The organism is Paenibacillus sp. FSL R5-0486 (assembly GCF_037975155.1).
In the GTDB taxonomy this organism is placed as follows: domain Bacteria; phylum Bacillota; class Bacilli; order Paenibacillales; family Paenibacillaceae; genus Paenibacillus; species Paenibacillus amylolyticus.
Genome location: NZ_CP150237.1, coordinates 1,009,406 through 1,028,668 on the forward strand (window position 1 = coordinate 1,009,406; position 19,263 = coordinate 1,028,668).

Annotated in this window: 13 protein-coding genes and 3 rRNA genes; 13 read left to right on the forward strand and 3 right to left on the reverse strand. The window is 46.1% G+C overall.

What is annotated here, in order from left to right; all coding sequences use genetic code 11:
* Nucleotides 1-68: 68 nt before the first annotated feature.
* The 4 genes from MKY01_RS04560 to MKY01_RS04575 all read left to right on the forward strand — a co-directional run bounded on the left by MKY01_RS04560 (nt 69) and on the right by MKY01_RS04575 (nt 4,380).
* Nucleotides 69-1,244: an FxLYD domain-containing protein gene (locus MKY01_RS04560; RefSeq protein WP_180361870.1), complete on the forward strand. Its 1,176-nt coding sequence runs from the start codon at nt 69-71 to the stop codon at nt 1,242-1,244.
* A 14-nt stretch (nt 1,245-1,258) separates the two neighbouring features.
* Nucleotides 1,259-2,407, forward strand: a complete 1,149-nt coding sequence (locus MKY01_RS04565; RefSeq protein ID WP_339285576.1) for a trypsin-like peptidase domain-containing protein — start codon at nt 1,259-1,261, stop codon at nt 2,405-2,407.
* A gap of 120 nt (nt 2,408-2,527) precedes the next feature.
* Nucleotides 2,528-3,127: a TetR/AcrR family transcriptional regulator gene (locus tag MKY01_RS04570; RefSeq protein WP_036606079.1), complete on the forward strand. Its 600-nt coding sequence runs from the start codon at nt 2,528-2,530 to the stop codon at nt 3,125-3,127.
* 32 nt (nt 3,128-3,159) lie between these two features.
* Nucleotides 3,160-4,380: an MFS transporter gene (locus MKY01_RS04575; RefSeq protein ID WP_339285578.1), complete on the forward strand. Its 1,221-nt coding sequence runs from the start codon at nt 3,160-3,162 to the stop codon at nt 4,378-4,380.
* Nucleotides 4,381-4,481: 101 nt separating this feature from the next.
* Here MKY01_RS04575 and MKY01_RS04580 read toward each other — a convergent pair whose 3' ends face one another.
* The 3 genes from MKY01_RS04580 to MKY01_RS04590 all read right to left on the reverse strand — a co-directional run bounded on the left by MKY01_RS04580 (nt 4,482) and on the right by MKY01_RS04590 (nt 8,874).
* Nucleotides 4,482-5,891: a glycoside hydrolase family 1 protein gene (locus tag MKY01_RS04580; RefSeq protein ID WP_339285580.1), complete on the reverse strand. Its 1,410-nt coding sequence runs from the start codon at nt 5,889-5,891 to the stop codon at nt 4,482-4,484.
* A gap of 42 nt (nt 5,892-5,933) precedes the next feature.
* Complete coding sequence (locus MKY01_RS04585; RefSeq protein ID WP_339285581.1) at nt 5,934-7,829, reverse strand: beta-glucoside-specific PTS transporter subunit IIABC; 1,896 nt, start codon at nt 7,827-7,829, stop codon at nt 5,934-5,936.
* 184 nt (nt 7,830-8,013) lie between these two features.
* Nucleotides 8,014-8,874 (reverse strand): PRD domain-containing protein, encoded by an 861-nt coding sequence (locus MKY01_RS04590; protein ID WP_253505737.1) that lies wholly within the window; start codon nt 8,872-8,874, stop codon nt 8,014-8,016.
* A 312-nt stretch (nt 8,875-9,186) separates the two neighbouring features.
* Between MKY01_RS04590 and MKY01_RS04595 the strand changes: the two genes are divergently transcribed.
* The 9 genes from MKY01_RS04595 to MKY01_RS04635 all read left to right on the forward strand — a co-directional run bounded on the left by MKY01_RS04595 (nt 9,187) and on the right by MKY01_RS04635 (nt 19,178).
* Nucleotides 9,187-9,354: a DUF3934 family protein gene (locus tag MKY01_RS04595; protein ID WP_074093608.1), complete on the forward strand. Its 168-nt coding sequence runs from the start codon at nt 9,187-9,189 to the stop codon at nt 9,352-9,354.
* 165 nt (nt 9,355-9,519) lie between these two features.
* A complete protein-coding gene (locus MKY01_RS04600) occupies nt 9,520-9,951 on the forward strand; it encodes a MarR family transcriptional regulator (RefSeq protein WP_036605963.1) in 432 nt (143 codons plus the stop codon).
* Between the two features lie 80 nt (nt 9,952-10,031).
* On the forward strand, nt 10,032-11,207 hold the full coding sequence (locus MKY01_RS04605) for an ABC transporter permease (RefSeq protein WP_101314788.1): 1,176 nt from the start codon (nt 10,032-10,034) through the stop codon (nt 11,205-11,207).
* Between the two features lie 700 nt (nt 11,208-11,907).
* Nucleotides 11,908-13,460: ribosomal RNA gene (locus tag MKY01_RS04610) — 16S ribosomal RNA — on the forward strand.
* 310 nt (nt 13,461-13,770) lie between these two features.
* Nucleotides 13,771-16,696 (forward strand): 23S ribosomal RNA (locus MKY01_RS04615).
* A gap of 81 nt (nt 16,697-16,777) precedes the next feature.
* Nucleotides 16,778-16,894, forward strand: a 5S ribosomal RNA gene (gene rrf, locus MKY01_RS04620).
* The 16S, 23S and 5S rRNA genes sit together here, the layout of an rRNA operon.
* 199 nt (nt 16,895-17,093) lie before the next feature.
* Nucleotides 17,094-17,717 carry a deoxynucleoside kinase gene (locus MKY01_RS04625; protein ID WP_017690540.1) on the forward strand — a complete coding sequence of 208 codons (624 nt, stop codon included), beginning with the start codon at nt 17,094-17,096 and terminating at the stop codon, nt 17,715-17,717.
* Complete coding sequence (locus MKY01_RS04630) at nt 17,714-18,370, forward strand: deoxynucleoside kinase (protein WP_036672670.1); 657 nt, start codon at nt 17,714-17,716, stop codon at nt 18,368-18,370. Before MKY01_RS04625 ends, MKY01_RS04630 begins: the two co-directional genes overlap by 4 nt.
* Before the next feature lie 325 nt (nt 18,371-18,695).
* A complete protein-coding gene (locus MKY01_RS04635) occupies nt 18,696-19,178 on the forward strand; it encodes a hypothetical protein (protein WP_053061447.1) in 483 nt (160 codons plus the stop codon).
* The last annotated feature ends 85 nt before the right edge of the window (nt 19,179-19,263 follow it).

The following is a 19,263-nucleotide window of genomic DNA, read 5'->3' on the forward strand; positions in this document are numbered from 1 at the left end:
TGTATTGTCATGTATGTGGGACCAAAAACAGTCCGGCGGATAACACGTGCAGAAAGTGTAGAACCAAATTGAAAGAAACAAGCTCTACAGAGGAACAGATCTGGGCAGAAACAGCCATTGACTTGGATAAAGGAACGCAAAAAGCAATTGATTCGTTGTCCCGTCAGCAGCAACCAGCTTCCAAACAGGGAAATACGGGTCAAGGCCTTGCATTTAGCTGGATTATTCCCATACTTCTGGCAGTAGTTGTAGGAGCTTTGCTAACGTATTATTACAAGCAGGAAACAGGTATAAATGCAGAGGTTAAATCACTGCACCAACAGGCGGAACAGGCTGCACTAGAGGGAAAATATAAAGAGGCTCTCCAACTGCTGGACAGCGCTCTAACGAAACGACCGAACTATGATGCACTTATACAGGATCGGCAAATTACGGCGAAGGCGTTCAACTTGATGAATCAGTTGGATGAGGCGTCCACAAGTCTGAAGACAGGAAAGCTGTCCGCAGGAGACAAGACCATTCAGGCTGTAGCCAAAGCGTTGATGGAGCGGGAAGAACCTGTTTTTGCCAAAGTGCGTGCCGCATTCAACAACAGAAAGGTAACACTGGCCGTATTGAAGGTGAAAAAGGAAATCGACAGTTTGACAACAATTGAGGCACTAGCCGAGAAGTTGGACACCATATCAGACTTGAAAGGCAAGGAAGCTGAGACAGTAGAGAAGCAAATTGTCGACAAGCTCGCAAGCATAAGTTATAAAGAGGCGGAACAGCAAGTAAAGCAAAAGAATTTCACAATTGCGTTACAAACGGTCGACCAGGGATTGTCCTATGCGCCGGAAAATGAAAAACTGACTTCGTATCGTGAACGGGTTCTCAGTGAAAAAAAGGCATTTGAAAAAGCGGAAGCGGATCGGATTCAACTGGCGGAGCAACAGGCTGCAGAAGAAGATCTGATGAATCGAACGGCGGCAGTAAGTGTCGTGAACGTTGATGCGACGCTTGATATGTACGGGGATCTTTATATTAGCGGTTCATTGATCAATAATGCAACTCGTCCGATCTCTTCCATTACAGTGTTGATTGATATTTATAATATAGACGGTATATATCTGGGCCAAACTTATGCAGATGTGTATCCAAGCTGGCTGGATGTGGGGGAAGAAGGTTTTTTTGAAACCTATTATTATGGTGTGTACGAGGAAGCGGAAATCTCTGTTGTGAATGCAACGTGGTATCTCGAATAGGAGGACAGGTTGGAATGACCAAACGAACATGGAGTATGATCATATCCAGTGCTATTATCATTGGTGCTGGAGCAGGGGGCGTGTTCTGGATACACCAGCATTCAGCAGATCAGTTGCAGGATGGGCCCAGACTGGCAGTTGTTGCCGCGAAGGAAACGGAAAATGCGGCAGCCACGACTGCCTCCAAGCAACCTGTGAAGAAGACACGCAAACAGATTATAGAAGAAAGCCAGAAGAAAGTTGTAACGATCGAGAGTAGCAGCGGATTGGGCTCCGGTTTTCTCTACAATGATCAGGGAGATGTCGTGACCAATGCCCATGTAGTGGAGGGGGCGAATGAAGTAACTATTCGGACCTTGAACCATGAGGAATATAAGGGGACGGTTATTGGTATTGGTGATGAAACAGACGTAGCTGTAGTCAGAGTTCCTGATTTGAAAAAAGTTAAGCCGTTAATCATCGCCAAATCCAAAGCTGAGACCGGAGACGAGATTCTGGCATTGGGTAGTCCACTTGGGCTAGAGAACACCGTAACAACCGGAATCATCAGTGGGTTGGGGCGTAGCTTTGAAATAGCGCCTTACATCTATAGTAACCTCTATCAGATCTCGGCACCAATAACCCATGGCAACAGTGGTGGACCACTCATTAGTGCGGAGACTGGTGAAGTGATCGGCATTAATTCGGCGGTCGTGGAACAGGAGGGGGGAATAGGATTCAGTATTCCGATGACTAGTGTGCTCAAGCAGGTTCAGGCATGGTCCAAAAATCCTTCTGGCACAACGTCGGTGCGGACGGCTGGAGATACTCACTTGGGTTCAGCCACTAAGACATTGCAAGCAGAAGGAATTGTAACGGACTTTTATACAAGTCTTAATCTGAGTGATTATGTCACCGCTTATGCACTGCTCGGAAGCGAGTGGCAGAGTGCTACAACATATGCCAAGTTCAGAGAAGGATATCTGAATACAAGTGAGGTGACCATCAGTGAGGTATCCTCAGTCAATAAAGGCGATGACGAGATGGAAGTGAAGGCAATGATTACAGCAAATGAACGCAAAGATGGGGAATATATACTATCGCAATATCGGGTCGAGTATCAGTTGGGTTATGAGAATGGTCAACTGAAAATATTGCATGGTAAAGGTAAAAAAGTGAAATGATTGTTGAGGGAGAGTAGGCATGCGTGCCAATTCTCCTTTTTCATTGCTTATATTGGGTGCATCTGTTAAAATACAGAACGAATGTTCAGTATGTATGGGACGGAGTGAAATGGAATGAATATGAATAAAAAGCAACTTCAAACCGAGCAGACCAAGAAAAAACTTGCGGATGCTTCCAAAGCCCTTTTTGTACAAAAAGGTTATAAAGCAACGTCCATTGAGGATATTGTAGCTGCGACGGGCAGCAGCAAAGGCAATATATATTACCATTTTAAAAGTAAGGAAGGTCTGTTCCTCTATCTAATCGATGAGTGGGACCGGGAGTGGGAAGAGAGTTGGGCGGCCAAAGAACATCTCTATCGCACCTCCACGGAGAAAATTTATGGTTTGGCGGAACAACTCGTCATGGATGATATGAATCACCCGCTGACGAAGGCAGCTGATGAGTTCTTCACAGGGGAAAAGAAAGAAAATGATATTGAGGAGCGGATCTCCTTAATGTTTGAGCGGCATATTCAATTTAATAAACAAATGATAGAGCAAGGCATTGAGAGCGGTGAGTTCAAAGCAGACAATGTAGATAATCTCGCGCTCATATTGGAAAGTACCATTATTGGCCTTAGTCAGATGTCACGGGGGATGGAGCCTGATCAGGCTCTTGCGTTATACCGCCAGGCCGCTAGTGTATTCTTGCACGGGATTGCAAAAGATAAAGCTTAAGCAACATTTTGACAACTACGGAGGATGGAATCATGGCATTACTAACACGGAACAGGGGCGCACTGCTGCTGTTAATGTTTAATATTTTTCTCGTTTTTACGGGTATTGGTCTGGTTGTACCGATCATGCCTGCGTATATGGATCTACTGCATATCACCGGATTCACGGTTGGATTGCTGGTAGCGGCATTTTCCTTCACCCAGTTTCTGTTCTCCCCGCTTGCGGGTCGTTGGTCGGATACATGGGGACGTAAAAAAATTATCGTTGGCGGCATGCTGATCTTTGCCGTATCCGAGTTTATGTTTGGTGCGGTCAATGCACCAGTCTTGCTCTTCGCAGCCCGGATGTTAGGCGGTATTGGTGCGGCGATGATCTTCCCGGCGGTTATGGCTTACACCGCAGATATTACAACAGAGGAAGAACGCGGCAAAGGTATGGGCTTGATTAATGCAGCGATTACAACCGGATTTATCATCGGTCCGGGAATTGGTGGATACATTGCGGACTTTGGCATTCGAATTCCATTCTACGCCGCTGGGGTTGCCGGTTTGCTGGCATCCATCATTACATTGATTATTTTGCCGGAATCTGCACGAAGTACAGGAGAACAAAGTAAACCTATCCCTGGTTTAACGAAGGCCAAAGCTCCGGGTATGGTATCCCAATTGCTGAATTCATACCGTGAACCGTACTTTTTCAGTTTGATTATTGTATTTGTTATGGCATTTGGTCTAGCGAACTATGAGACGGTATTTTCACTATATGTGGATCACAAGTTTGGCTTCACGACCAAAGACATTGCATTTATTATTACATTTGGTTCCATCGCAGGTGCGGTTGTGCAAGTATCCCTGATCGGTTGGTTGCTCAATCGATTTGGTGAAAAGATGGTCATTTCAGTCTGTCTGTTATTTGTAGCCGTATTTGTACTGTTGACCTTGTTTGTAAGTACGTACTGGATGATTCTTGTCGTAACGTTTATCGTCTTTCTGGGTATGGATATTTTACGTCCGGCGATCAGTACACAGATGTCCAAACTGGCACAAGAACAACAGGGCTTTGTGGCCGGACTGAACTCGGCGTATACCAGTTTGGGGAATATCGCAGGTCCAATCGTAGCTGGAGCGCTGTTCGATGTGAATATTAACTATCCTTATGTTTCGGCAGCTGCCGTTCTGGCGATCTGTTTCCTGTTATCCCTACGAGTACTCAGAGGGGCCAAAGCGGTAAAACAACCGAAGGCTGAAATGTAATTTTATAATTGGAAAAGAAAGCTTCCATATCAATGCATCAACACCAAAAAAGTCGAGTACACATGTTTCATGTGCAGTCGACTTTTTTATTAGTGCGTGTATTAACGAATTTCTCCATTCGTTTCAATCAGTTTTTGATACCAGTGGAAACTCTGTTTGCGGATACGTCTCAATTCCTTGATATCGAATTCCTCACGATCCACATAGATGAATCCATAACGTTTGCTCGACCCTTGATGTGTGCTGACCAGATCGATCGCAGACCAAGGGCAGAAGCCAAATACATCCACGCCGTCCGTAATCGCCAGTTGAATCTGTTCGATATGTTTATTGAAGAATTCAATACGATATGGATCGTTAACCACGTCGCCTTCCTCCAGTTTATCAAAGGCACCCAGACCATTTTCCGTAACAATCAATGGCAGGTGATAACGGGAGTAGATCTGGCGCAGGGTAGAGCGGAAGCCCACGGGATCAATTTCCCAACCAAACTCCGTTTTTTGCAAATTGGGATTCACAGATCCTCTATATGCGCCCGGTTCACCTACGATTTCATGCTGGTCTCCTGTATGGGAGAAGTCATTACCATCGTTCAGACTTTCACCAACCGTTTGGGAAGTATAATAGTTAAACGCAATAAAGTCAGGGTTTCCTTGAGCCAGGATGTCCATATCTCCGTCTTCAATGACAGGCGTATATCCTTTCTCTTCGAGATAACTCCAGGCAATATGGTTATAACGTCCATATACCGCCATATCGAGATAGAGCCAGTTACGAATGGCAGCATAGTTATCAGCCGCGAGTGTGTCTTCTGGTTTGGAACTCGCCGGGTAAATTACACCGATATTGGGAGCTGGGCCAATCTTGGCTTCAGGCAGCATTTCATGACACAGTACCATAGCTTTAGCTTGAGCAACCAGCATGTGGTGATTTTGCTGATACAGTGTTTTTTGCGGATCAACAAGTGTTGTATCCAGTGTACCCAGAGAGCCAGGATGCAGGATTAGCATATTTTGTTCGTTGATGGTCAGCCAATATTTAACCCGATCTCCGTAGTTCTCATATAGGGTCTTGGCATATTGTTCAAAAGCATCAATCGTTGCTCGGTTGGACCAGCCGCCTTTTTCTTCAAGCACATAAGGAAGATCGAAGTGATACATCGTCACAATGGGTTCAATACCGTATTTAATTAACTCATTAATGAGAGAATCGTAAAAGGCGAGTCCCTTCGGATTCACCTCACCCGCTCCTTGCGGATAGATGCGTGTCCATGCGATGGAGAAACGGTAGGCTTTGAAGCCCATTTCGGCGAGCAACGCCACATCTTCTTTGTACATATGATAGTGATCACTGGTTACCTTGAAGTCGGTTACGCCTTCCACATGATTCCCCATGTCGATGACAGAAGGGCCTTTACCATCTTCATTCCAGGCTCCCTCAATCTGATAGGCAGAGGTTGAACCTCCCCAGAAAAAATCTTTAGGAAATGGTTTCAGTTGAGTATGTTTCATAGTTAGTTCCTCCTAAATTAAATTCGTATAATATAAGTTGGGTCAGACTACGAGAGTCAGCAGGACATCATTTTTCTGTACCTGTTCCTGAGTTGTTTCGAACACATCCACTTCTTGTTGCGTTAGAGTGACAATGACAGGTGTTACGGTTTCGTATCCGGCTTCCTTGATCTTATCGATGTCAAACTGGATCAACAGATCGCCCTGTCTTACGATATCACCTTCTTGAACGACAGGAGAGAAGTGTTTTCCCTTCAGCGCTACTGTGTTGATGCCAACATGAATCAGGATTTCCGTTCCTGCGTTGGTGGTTAGTCCAATGGCATGTCCAGTCGGGAAGAGGGAAGTGACAACACCGTCTACCGGAGCGACAACTTCACCAATCTCAGGGACAATCGCCAAACCTTTGCCCATAGCACCAGTTGAAAAGGCTGGGTCGTTAATGGTACTCAGTGCTACGGCTTTACCTGTGAGCGGGCTATAAATTTGTTCTTTCTTGATCTCCGTTGTTTTGGTCTCAGGTACGACAGGAAGTTCTGCTGGTGTACTTTCAGCCGATGTGGAGACAGATTCGTTTGTCTCGGTAACTGTATCTTTGGTTTTGCTTTCATAACCAAACATCACCGTTAATACTGCTGCTACCGCAAAGGAGCAGGCAATCGCAATCACGTAGACAACCGTTGGTGTATAGACAGGAATGGCAAATATATTGTGGAACACATAAGCAGTCATTTTAACACCAAAGTGACCATTGATGGCACCGCCGATCGCACCTGCGATAACCACGATAGGAATCACACGTTTATAACGCAGGATCAAACCGTATACAATTGGTTCAGTGACTCCTGCAAGTAAACCTGTAAGGCTGGTTGAGCCAGCAAGAGTGCGCAGGGTTTTGTTCTTTTTGGCTTTCAGGAAAATACCGAAGGCTACACCGATTTGTGCAAATACAGCTGCAGCAGCCATGGCTTCAATCGGATCGCCGCCAACCCCGATATTCTGTATCGTGATTGGAGTGAAGCCCCAGTGGAGTCCGAACACAACCATGAAGGTCATGAATCCACCGAGTACAACCCCTGATAATATACCGCTGACCCCAATGAGCCAAGTTACGCCGGAGGAGATCCAGTCACCTACCGTGGTACCGAATGGTCCAAAGGCCATTGCGGACAGCGGAACCATAATCATCAAAGCAATCATTGGTACAAGGAACAATTGCAGGTCTTTCAAAATGATTTTTTTGAGTAACTTATCGAGAACAGCGTAGATACTAATGGATATGAAGATTGGGAATACGCTGGCTGAATAATTCATCATGACAACCGGTATACCCAGGAACGATACATCTGAGCCCTTATCCATCAGCCCGGTGAAGCTCGGTTCCATCAGAGCGGCACCAATTACGCCAGCTACATAAGGATTGGCTTTCAGCTTCATACCCAGTGTGATGCCAAGGAAGATAGGCAAGAAATAAAATACAGCGTTGCCGGCAGCGGATAAAATCAGGTATGTGTCACTTGTATCCGACATCCATCCGAGCATGGTCAGGACAGTCAGCAAAGCTTTTAACATACCTGATCCTGCCATAGCCGGGATTAACGGTGAGAAACTTCCGGATATAATTTCAAAAACTTTGGATAATAGCGAGGTTTTTTCCCCTGTGGACTCAGCCGATGAGGAGGAATCTCCTCCGAAATCTCGGTTTTTCATGATCTCCGCATATACATGAGCCACGTTACTACCGATGACAACCTGGAACTGGCCGCCGCTTTCGACAACGGTAATAATACCATCGTGTTTTTCCAGCGTTTCGCGTTCGGCCTTTTTCGAATCTTTCAGGTCGAATCTCAGCCGGGTCGCACAGTGGACAAGACCGTTGATATTGGCTTCTCCGCCGACGAGACGAACGATGTCATCCCCCATTTTTTTATGATCCATGTTCATTCTCCTTTGTTGTTAAGATTGCCTGAAAACAAAAAAATACCTAAACGAATGGCTATGATCATCGGAAAGATGACCTGTTGCCAATCATTTAGGTATCGCCTGCTTGAGCAGTAACAATCCTTGTCGTTAAGTTGTGAGACCTACTATATATGACGCCGAAATCGTTTGCAAGCTTTTTTTATTCCGTGTCCAGCAACTCGTTACGGGAAGTGACACGTTGAATATGGATCGTCAAATACACCTTTTCATCAATGGACATGGCACTTTCAAACTTGTCTTCAAGGTACTGATTGATCCGTTGTGTGCATTCAAATGCCTTGCTATATTTGTCCTTCACCTGTTCATACAGAAAGTTATCTCCAGAAGCAAATTGCTCCTGTTCATTACTCAACATTCGCTGCACAAAGTATTGCAGGTGGGTAATAAACCGGGAATAATTAAATGAATTCTCATCCAGGGCGATGTGGTAATGGTTGGTCACAATGTTGAAGATATCATCAATAACTTCTGTAATTTCAACGGTTTGTTTCATGCCTTGAGCATCTTGACGAGCGTTTACAAAATGCATCGCAATAAAGCTGGCTTCATGTTCATCCATTTGGATGCCGAATTGTTCCTGGATCAGCTCCACAGCGTTCATGCCAATCCCAAACTCCTTCTTGTAAAACTTCTTGATCTGCCACAAAAGGGAATTCTTCAGCCCGACGGATTTACGGTACCGGGTAATGGCAAACTGAATATGATCGATCAATGATATATAGATATTATCACTAAAAATATCGCCCATTTCCTTTTTGGCATGGCCCACAATTTCGTCCGCTAACTTCAAATATTCGACCGATGTTTCCCCAATCAGATCGATTAATTTTTGTGGTATTTTATCCGATTTCAGCACAAAGGTTTTTTCGATTTTATCCTCATCCACGGGCTGTCCGTTTTTCTTTTTGAAGCCAAGACCGTTGCCAATGACAACAAATTCGTGACCAACCTGGTTCTCAGCCCGGATGACATTGTTGTTAAAAATCTGACGGATGATCATATATGTGTTTCACCTCAATTGGTCGTAATAAAAACAAAAAACCCAAACTAAGGCTTAATAGACAGCCTTGGTTTGGGTATCGCCTGCTTACCAGTAACAATCCCGAAGAAGACGTAGCTTCCTCTTTCAATTATGTCCACTATACCGCTTTCATAACAGAATAACAATACAATGATTTATGGAAATGGACGTAAAGACGTGGATTTTTGGTATAATAAGAAATGCTGGAAGTGAATTAGATGGGCTGGGTTGCATAATAAGTTACCGAGGACGGTCATTTTTAAGCATATACAGGATTATTGGAGTGATAACATGAGCAATGCAAAAGGAAAAGGCGGCACCGGCCGTGGTACAGGTAAAAAAGGCTGGAACCGTTGGCAAGCCGCTGCTAACCGGGCGAAAAGTGCACCGAAGCCTTATAAAAGTAAAGGCACAAAGAAGAAGGACGATACCGAAACTTCAAGTGGCAAGCCCGAGTAAGTATGGCTTGACGATGCCAGAGGAGAGAGCTGCCTGACTAACGGGTGGGTCTCTTTTTGCTTGAAAAGATAAAAAATTAAATTGACAGTAATGTAAATATGGTAATAATATAGAGCTTACGCAAATTAGATGGTAGTGCTACTATATAGAGAAAGGAGCAACAGCATGCCTGTTAATATGGATGAAAATCCACTTGGACTGATTCTGTCACGGACGTATCTGGCATACAAAAAAACAACAACCAGAAATCTGAGTGAACAGGATATTACTCCGGAACAATTTGCAGTCTTGAATGAATTGAGCAAGGCTGGAAGTCATATATCACAGAAAAAACTGGCTGAATTAACAGTGCGGGACCAGACAACGGTAGGCAAAATTATAGACAAGTTGATTCGCAAAGGTCTGGTGACAAGAGAAGAAGATCCACAGGATCGCAGAGCGGTTTTGCTTTGTTTGACGGCGGAAGGACTGGAAATGAATAACGTTCTGACACCAAAGGCAAAACAGCAAGAGCAAGAGGCACTCGCCGAATGTTCTCCTGAAGAGCTTGAAGCATTCATGAATGTGATGAATCGTATCTATGAAAAGATGAAATAAATTTTTTTGAGCAATTATGTGCATGTGCATATATATGTAGTGCAATTATTTTAATTTTAACTAATGGGAGTCGTGAACGAATGAGAAGCTTCAAAGATTTTCTTAAAGTGCCACAGACAAAAATAGGGTTGGTTTTTGCATTGATTGTTCCGCTGTTATTTGTTGTGATCTGGATGACGGGTTATCATCAAGCCACGGAGAGAGTGGATCAACTTCAAGTTGCTCTGGTGAACGAAGACGGGACACAGGGAAAAGAGGTGCAGAAGCAGATTGAAACGCTCGCGCCTTTCCATGTCAATGTACTGGGTTCTGCCGAGGAAGCTGAGCAACAGATGAATGCAGGTAACTATGCGATGGTTATTGTTATTCCGGAAGGATTCACTGACCAGATTGCAGGAGGCACAGAGGCGAGCTTACCCTTTTATATCAATCAGGGAAATGCCGATGTAGCCAAATCCATTGTGGAACATGCTGCGACCGGAATGACTGCACAAATGGGTCAAGGGATTCTGGAATCCAAGGTTCAAGTGACACTCAATAACGATAGTATAAATAGCGATGAACTGAGTGCAGCTATTGGACAAGCGATGGCGAAGATGAATGAAGGGCCTGTGAAGGCTGAAATTAATAAAACGAACAGCGTGAGTGATTTTGCAACATCGATGCTGCCCATGATTCTGGGTTTTATCACCTATATTGCTTCGATGACTATGAATATTCAGTTTAATATTACGTCGAATATCATGAAGCGTACCCATTCCAAATGGGAAATCTTCTGGGGACGGCAATTGCTGTTATTGTGTATAGCTTTGATTGTTCCCCTAATTGTGGATACAGTAGCTCTTCAGTTCACAGATGTTGCGAGCTCCTTCGGCGCTTTGTATCTGTATCATGTGCTGGTGAGTCTGGCTTGTATCTGTTTTACACAAATGAGTTTTGCCCTGTTTGGCAATGCAGGTCCTCTATTTAATGTAGCGATGGTTCCGCTCCAGTTGATGACAGCAGGAAATATCATTCCAGCCGAGATGCTGGCGCCATTCTACCGTTACATCGGAAACTTTCTACCCGCTTCCAATGGGGTACAGGGATTTATGCGTTTGATCTATAGTGGAGAAGCTGTGGGTGGATTCATGGTTCATCTTCTGTTGATCTCGATTATTACGTGGGGAATTACGTTGCTGCGAGTTGGCATGCAAAAAGCAGGTAATGGACAAATGACGATGACGCCTCCAGCATCAGCACAGGCACAACATTAAGAGTTTCCTTCTATATATAATGTAATAACACACAAGGAAGTGGTTCACGTATAGTTATATGCGTGCATCACTTTTTTTGTTTTCTTCAATAATACCTCTACTTATACTCGTGGTAACTTAAAGTGCCCTCAGTAATCTTGCATGACCTTGATAAAAGGACAACCTAAATTGAGCATATTAATGAAGCTAAAATATAAGAGAGGAGATGTAGGCTAATAAGTTTAAAATCAATTAGACATGTATTGCGATGTATGAATGGAAAAAATGTCATTTAAGCTATAATAAACTTTACACTGGGATAGAGGAGAGCAACACAGTAAGAGTAGTTTATTTGTAGTAAATGAATTTTATTAAATTAAGTATTGTAATTAATATCTATACGTGATATATTATTAATCCGGCCAAGAAAACACGGTTTACACGGTGCGGCAAGCGATTGAAATAAGCTTCGAAAGAAACTTAAAAAAAAGAGCTTGCAAAGTTGGTTCGGACATGATATTATATAAGAGTTGCTGAAGAGAACAACATTCGGTAACGAAACGAGTTTGATCTTTGAAAACTGAACAACGAGTGAGTAAACATTCTGCTTGCAGAATGAACGCAAAAGTTTGAGACAAGCCTTGGCTTGGATCGACTGGAGCACAAATGAGATTTTTAATCTCGTCAGATTCAAAATGAGCTTATCGCTCTTTTCAATACTTTATTGGAGAGTTTGATCCTGGCTCAGGACGAACGCTGGCGGCATGCCTAATACATGCAAGTCGAGCGGAGTTGATAGGAAGCTTGCTTTCTTGATACTTAGCGGCGGACGGGTGAGTAACACGTAGGCAACCTGCCCTCAAGTTTGGGACAACTACCGGAAACGGTAGCTAATACCGAATAGTTGTTTTCTTCGCCTGAAGGAAACTGGAAAGACGGAGCAATCTGTCACTTGGGGATGGGCCTGCGGCGCATTAGCTAGTTGGTGAGGTAACGGCTCACCAAGGCGACGATGCGTAGCCGACCTGAGAGGGTGATCGGCCACACTGGGACTGAGACACGGCCCAGACTCCTACGGGAGGCAGCAGTAGGGAATCTTCCGCAATGGGCGAAAGCCTGACGGAGCAATGCCGCGTGAGTGATGAAGGTTTTCGGATCGTAAAGCTCTGTTGCCAGGGAAGAACGCTTGGGAGAGTAACTGCTCTCAAGGTGACGGTACCTGAGAAGAAAGCCCCGGCTAACTACGTGCCAGCAGCCGCGGTAATACGTAGGGGGCAAGCGTTGTCCGGAATTATTGGGCGTAAAGCGCGCGCAGGCGGTCATTTAAGTCTGGTGTTTAATCCCGGGGCTCAACCCCGGATCGCACTGGAAACTGGGTGACTTGAGTGCAGAAGAGGAGAGTGGAATTCCACGTGTAGCGGTGAAATGCGTAGATATGTGGAGGAACACCAGTGGCGAAGGCGACTCTCTGGGCTGTAACTGACGCTGAGGCGCGAAAGCGTGGGGAGCAAACAGGATTAGATACCCTGGTAGTCCACGCCGTAAACGATGAGTGCTAGGTGTTAGGGGTTTCGATACCCTTGGTGCCGAAGTTAACACATTAAGCACTCCGCCTGGGGAGTACGGTCGCAAGACTGAAACTCAAAGGAATTGACGGGGACCCGCACAAGCAGTGGAGTATGTGGTTTAATTCGAAGCAACGCGAAGAACCTTACCAGGTCTTGACATCCCTCTGATCGATGCAGAGATGTATCTTTCCTTCGGGACAGAGGAGACAGGTGGTGCATGGTTGTCGTCAGCTCGTGTCGTGAGATGTTGGGTTAAGTCCCGCAACGAGCGCAACCCTTATATTTAGTTGCCAGCATTTCGGATGGGCACTCTAGATAGACTGCCGGTGACAAACCGGAGGAAGGTGGGGATGACGTCAAATCATCATGCCCCTTATGACCTGGGCTACACACGTACTACAATGGCCGGTACAACGGGCTGCGAAATCGCGAGATGGAGCCAATCCCAACAAAGCCGGTCTCAGTTCGGATTGCAGGCTGCAACTCGCCTGCATGAAGTCGGAATTGCTAGTAATCGCGGATCAGCATGCCGCGGTGAATACGTTCCCGGGTCTTGTACACACCGCCCGTCACACCACGAGAGTTTATAACACCCGAAGTCGGTGGGGTAACCGCAAGGAGCCAGCCGCCGAAGGTGGGATAGATGATTGGGGTGAAGTCGTAACAAGGTAGCCGTATCGGAAGGTGCGGCTGGATCACCTCCTTTCTATGGAGAATCGTTTCCTGCAACGGAAACATTCAAATATGCAGCTTAGCTGCAAAACACTCACTCGTTGTTCGGTTTTGAGAGCTCAAACTCTCAAAACAGCTTGCTTTTGCATGGAGCTTGTTCTTTGAAAACTAGATATCGAAACGAAACAAACGCGAATTAGAACATTCCTTTAAGCTGAACTTGTGCAAACAAGTCAAGTGTATAAAGGTAGTTAAATTGCTTTTGTGAGGGTATCGGGTGAGAGCGACTTTTGGCTTTGCGCAAGCAAAACAAGGGAAGCGAGCGACCGAAACCGGAACAAAATGGTTAAGCTACTAAGAGCACACGGAGGATGCCTAGGCGCTAGGAGCCGATGAAGGACGTGGCGAACAACGAAACTGCCTCGGGGAGCTGTAAGCAAGCTTTGATCCGGGGGTGTCCGAATGGGGAAACCCAGCTGGGGTAATTTCCAGTTACTCATAACTGAATACATAGGTTATGCAGAGGCATACCAGGGGAACTGAAACATCTAAGTACCCTGAGGAAGAGAAAACAATAGTGATTCCGTCAGTAGCGGCGAGCGAACGCGGAGAAGCCCAAACCAGAGAGCTTGCTCTTTGGGGTTGTGGGACGTCTCACATGGAGTTACAAAGGAACCGGTTAAGCGAAGAGGTCTGGAAAGGCCCGCCAAAGAAGGTAAAAGCCCTGTAGTTGAAAGTCTGTTCCCTCCGAGACGGATCCCGAGTAGTGCGGGGCACGTGAAACCCCGTATGAATCCGGCAGGACCATCTGCCAAGGCTAAATACTTCCTAGCGACCGATAGTGAAGCAGTACCGTGAGGGAAAGGTGAAAAGCACCCCGGAAGGGGAGTGAAATAGAACCTGAAACCGTGTGCTTACAAAAAGTCAGAGCCCGTTTTAGGGGTGATGGCGTGCCTTTTGTAGAATGAACCGGCGAGTTACGTTCCCGTGCAAGGTTAAGGTGAAGAGCCGGAGCCGCAGCGAAAGCGAGTCTGAATAGGGCGACTTAGTACGTGGACGTAGACCCGAAACCGGGTGATCTACCCCTGTCCAGGGTGAAGGTGCGGTAACACGCACTGGAGGCCCGAACCCACGCATGTTGAAAAATGCGGGGATGAGGTGGGGGTAGCGGAGAAATTCCAATCGAACTCGGAGATAGCTGGTTCTCCCCGAAATAGCTTTAGGGCTAGCCTCGGAAAACAGAGTCGTGGAGGTAGAGCACTGATTGGGTGCGGGGCCCGCAAGGGTTACCAAGCTCAGTCAAACTCCGAATGCCATAGACTTACTTCCGGGAGTCAGACAGTGAGTGCTAAGATCCATTGTCAAAAGGGAAACAGCCCAGACCATCAGCTAAGGTCCCCAAGTGTGTGTTAAGTGGGAAAGGATGTGGAGTTGCACAGACAACCAGGATGTTGGCTTAGAAGCAGCCATCATTGAAAGAGTGCGTAATAGCTCACTGGTCGAGTGACTCTGCGCCGAAAATGTAACGGGGCTAAACACACCACCGAAGCTATGGCTTGATGCTTTGCATCAGGGGTAGGGGAGCGTTGTATAAGGGTTGAAGGTGTACCGTAAGGAGCGCTGGACATTATACAAGTGAGAATGCCGGTATGAGTAACGAAAAGATCAGTGAGAATCTGATCCGCCGAAAGCCTAAGGGTTCCTGAGGAAGGCTCGTCCGCTCAGGGTAAGTCGGGACCTAAGGCGAGGCCGAAAGGCGTAGTCGAAGGACAACAGGTCGAAATTCCTGTACCACCGTAAGCCGTTATGAGCAATGGGGGGACGCAGTAGGGTAGTGACGCGGACTGATGGATGTCCGTCTAAGCAGTAAGGCTGATGTGTAGGCAAATCCGCACATTGTAAGGCTGAGCTGTGATGGGGAGCGAAAATTATAGTAGCGAAGGTCATGATCTCACACTGCCAAGAAAAGCCTCTAGCCAGGTGATGGTGCCCGTACCGCAAACCGACACAGGTAGGCGAGAAGAGTATTCTAAGGCGCGCGGAAGAACTCTCGTTAAGGAACTCGGCAAAATGACCCCGTAACTTCGGGAGAAGGGGTGCCCCGGTAGTGTGAATAGCACGAGGGGGCCGCAGTGAAAAGGCCCAAGCGACTGTTTAGCAAAAACACAGGTCTGTGCGAAGCCGTAAGGCGAAGTATACGGGCTGACGCCTGCCCGGTGCTGGAAGGTTAAGGGGAGTGGTTAGGAGCAATCCGAAGCTGTGAACCGAAGCCCCAGTAAACGGCGGCCGTAACTATAACGGTCCTAAGGTAGCGAAATTCCTTGTCAGGTAAATTCTGACCCGCACGAATGGCGTAACGACTTGGGCGCTGTCTCAACGAGAGATCCGGTGAAATTTTAATACCTGTGAAGATGCAGGTTACCCGCGACAAGACGGAAAGACCCCATGGAGCTTTACTGCAGCTTGATATTGAATTTGGGTACGATCTGTACAGGATAGGTGGGAGCCTTTGAAGCATGAGCGCCAGCTTGTGTGGAGGCAACGTTGGGATACCACCCTGATCGTATCTAGGTTCTAACCTGGTACCGTAATCCGGTGCGGGGACAGTGTCAGGTGGGCAGTTTGACTGGGGCGGTCGCCTCCTAAAGAGTAACGGAGGCGCCCAAAGGTTCCCTCAGAATGGTTGGAAATCATTCGAAGAGTGCAAAGGCATAAGGGAGCTTGACTGCGAGACCTACAAGTCGAGCAGGGACGAAAGTCGGGCTTAGTGATCCGGTGGTACCGCATGGAAGGGCCATCGCTCAACGGATAAAAGCTACCCTGGGGATAACAGGCTTATCTCCCCCAAGAGTCCACATCGACGGGGAGGTTTGGCACCTCGATGTCGGCTCATCGCATCCTGGGGCTGAAGTAGGTCCCAAGGGTTGGGCTGTTCGCCCATTAAAGCGGTACGCGAGCTGGGTTCAGAACGTCGTGAGACAGTTCGGTCCCTATCTGTCGTGGGCGTAGGAAATTTGAGAGGAGCTGTCCTTAGTACGAGAGGACCGGGATGGACGTACCGCTGGTGTACCAGTTGTTCCGCCAGGAGCACCGCTGGGTAGCTATGTACGGACGGGATAAACGCTGAAAGCATCTAAGCGTGAAGCCCCCCTCAAGATGAGATTTCCCAGTATGTAAGACCCCTTGAAGACGACGAGGTAGATAGGCTGGGGGTGGAAGTGCAGCAATGCATGGAGCTGACCAGTACTAATCGGTCGAGGGCTTATCCAATAGCAAGTTGTAATTCGCATGTCTCGTTTCGAATCTAGTTTTCAGAGAACAACAACTCTGAAATGTAAGCTAAGCTATGCGTTTGGTGGCGATGGCGGAGGGGTTCCACACGTACCCATCCCGAACACGACCGTTAAGCCCTCTAGCGCCGATGGTACTTGGACCGCAGGGTCCTGGGAGAGTAGGACGCCGCCAAGCAACAGGAAGACACACTTGATGATATCGAGTGTGTCTTTTTTATTTTAATGTAAATCATTTTATGTAATTCATTAGTTCTGATTTGACTTGTTATATACATAAAATACTGGCGTTCCAATCCTTAAAGCTGTGATACAATAGGTGAGGTCTATATAGAAAACGGAAACACGCATAAGTACGAGGAGGAACAGTGAACACGATGAAATCAGCCCCGTTTATTGCCGTGGAAGGTCCGATCGGAGCGGGGAAAACAACGCTGGCAACGATGCTTTCCCATGAATTGAATCTTCCGTTAGTTAAAGAAATCGTAGAAGAGAATCCATTTCTGGCTTCCTTTTATCAGGATATCGACGAGTGGAGTTTCCAATTGGAAATGTTTTTTCTGTGTAATCGGTTTAAACAGCTGGAAGACACGGGCGCTCATTATGTAGAGCAGAATACCCCAGTCATTTCAGACTATCATATCTATAAAAACATGATTTTTGCCGATCGTACCTTAAAGGGAACGAAACGGGATAAATATCGTCAAATCTATCATCTGTTAACAGATGATCTGCCAAAGCCCAACCTGGTGCTCTATATTGAAGCTGAACTCGATACGTTGATGTACCGCATTAACAAGCGTGGACGCTCATTTGAGCAGGATATGGACCCGGCATATATGGAACAACTGATCGCCGATTACAAAACAGGCATGGACTATCTGGCAAATAGCTCAAATCCGCCAGTAATCATTAAGGTCAATGCAGAGCAACTCGACTTTGTGGAACATCCTGAACACTTCAGGCAAATTGTTAATCAGGTAAAGGAGTATATCATATGAATAACTATGGCATTCCAACGAATGCATTAATTACGGTAGCAGGTACGGTTGGGGTGGGCAAATCCACGTTAACGGCTGCACTTGCGCAGCGTTTGAACTTCAAGACCTCTCTAGAGCAAGTTGATCATAATCCATATTTGGAGAAGTTCTATCATGACTTTGAGCGTTGGAGCTTCCATCTGCAGATTTATTTCCTGGCAGAGCGATTCAAGGAACAGAAAAAGATTTTTGAACTGGGTGGCGGATTCGTACAGGATCGTTCTATCTATGAAGATACGGGCATTTTTGCACAAATGCATGCAGATCAAGGAACCATGTCTGCTACAGATTTCGAGACATACAGCAGTTTATTTGAAGCGATGGTAATGACACCGTATTTCCCACATCCAGACGTGCTGATCTATCTGGAAGGCAGTCTGCCTTCGATTTTAAACCGTATTACGGAACGCGGACGCGAGATGGAGATTCAGACGGACCGTTCGTACTGGGAACACATGCACGAGCGCTATTCCGTGTGGATTGATCAGTTTACAGCTTGCCCTGTGCTGCGTCTGAACATTGATGAGTATGATGTGCATGATCCGGCATCGGTGGATGCCATTTTGGCACAGATTGCAGCTGTCATTCAGCCTTCCAAGGAAGTGCAAAGGTAAGATAGAGAGAGCTTTTCAATGTAGTTTTCTCGGTTACATTGGTTATATCTATGATACAGATATGGACAACATCCCTTCTACGGCTATTATGCTGTTGGAGGGGTGTTTTTTTATGTACCAAGGGAATGATTATGAGAGGTTTGTGGACAAAACTAAAATGATATTCGAGCGAATAAGGAAATGGATGCTTAATATATCTTTTCTATTATGTAAATACATGGCACCAAAAGTAGAAAAATGTTGAATAATAAGTCTTTTTGTGGTTTCATAGGAAAGGTGAATTCTGGAAAAGAAGCATATGCATGACTCAGGAGGGAAAGACAACGTGGAAGAGAAACAAGGAGTTAAAATCGGTATGCCGATCATTGGTGGCTTAATTGCAGCCATTCTGGGAGGCATCGTATGGGCAGCTATTGCTGCAATGACCGATTATGAGGTGGGATTAATTGCGATTCTGATTGGAGCGCTCACAGGTTACGCAGTTGTGTTGTTCTCCAATAAACAAATTGCGACGGTACATAAGATTATTGCCGTACTGTTTGCACTTGTCGGCATTTTGTTGGGGAAATATCTGACGGTGGTTTATTTTACTTCTGAACTGTTTGGTGATGTCGGCGTGATGGAACTTGTGTTTGATAGCGAGATGATCAGTGCGTTTGTGGAAACCTTCCAGGAGTACTTCAGTCAACCGATTGATTTGTTATTCATCGTGCTTGCGATTGTGTCTGCATGGCAGATTCCTGGCCGGATGGCGAGAACCAGTCTAGCTACGGATGCATCTTCATCGGATCACGCACCAAGAGCTTAATCGGATAGACGGTGGACGCTTGGCAGTAAAATGAAGAACGTTTGACAGAAGAAACTTAATGCTCATCATCCTAAGCACTTGTGAA

What these genes read in the sequence shown, in the direction of transcription:
- MKY01_RS04630 (WP_036672670.1), top strand. Translation starts at nt 17,714, where the DNA reads ATGAATAACTATGGCATTCCAACGAATGCATTAATTACGGTAGCAGGT.
- MKY01_RS04590 (WP_253505737.1), bottom strand. Translation starts at nt 8,874, where the DNA reads ATGATCATCCGTCAGATTTTTAACAACAATGTCATCCGGGCTGAGAAC.
- MKY01_RS04565 (WP_339285576.1), top strand. Translation starts at nt 1,259, where the DNA reads ATGACCAAACGAACATGGAGTATGATCATATCCAGTGCTATTATCATT.
- MKY01_RS04575 (WP_339285578.1), top strand. Translation starts at nt 3,160, where the DNA reads ATGGCATTACTAACACGGAACAGGGGCGCACTGCTGCTGTTAATGTTT.
- MKY01_RS04595 (WP_074093608.1), top strand. Translation starts at nt 9,187, where the DNA reads ATGAGCAATGCAAAAGGAAAAGGCGGCACCGGCCGTGGTACAGGTAAA.
- MKY01_RS04585 (WP_339285581.1), bottom strand. Translation starts at nt 7,829, where the DNA reads ATGGATCATAAAAAAATGGGGGATGACATCGTTCGTCTCGTCGGCGGA.
- MKY01_RS04600 (WP_036605963.1), top strand. Translation starts at nt 9,520, where the DNA reads ATGCCTGTTAATATGGATGAAAATCCACTTGGACTGATTCTGTCACGG.
- MKY01_RS04570 (WP_036606079.1), top strand. Translation starts at nt 2,528, where the DNA reads ATGAATAAAAAGCAACTTCAAACCGAGCAGACCAAGAAAAAACTTGCG.
- MKY01_RS04580 (WP_339285580.1), bottom strand. Translation starts at nt 5,891, where the DNA reads ATGAAACATACTCAACTGAAACCATTTCCTAAAGATTTTTTCTGGGGA.
- MKY01_RS04605 (WP_101314788.1), top strand. Translation starts at nt 10,032, where the DNA reads ATGAGAAGCTTCAAAGATTTTCTTAAAGTGCCACAGACAAAAATAGGG.
- MKY01_RS04625 (WP_017690540.1), top strand. Translation starts at nt 17,094, where the DNA reads ATGAAATCAGCCCCGTTTATTGCCGTGGAAGGTCCGATCGGAGCGGGG.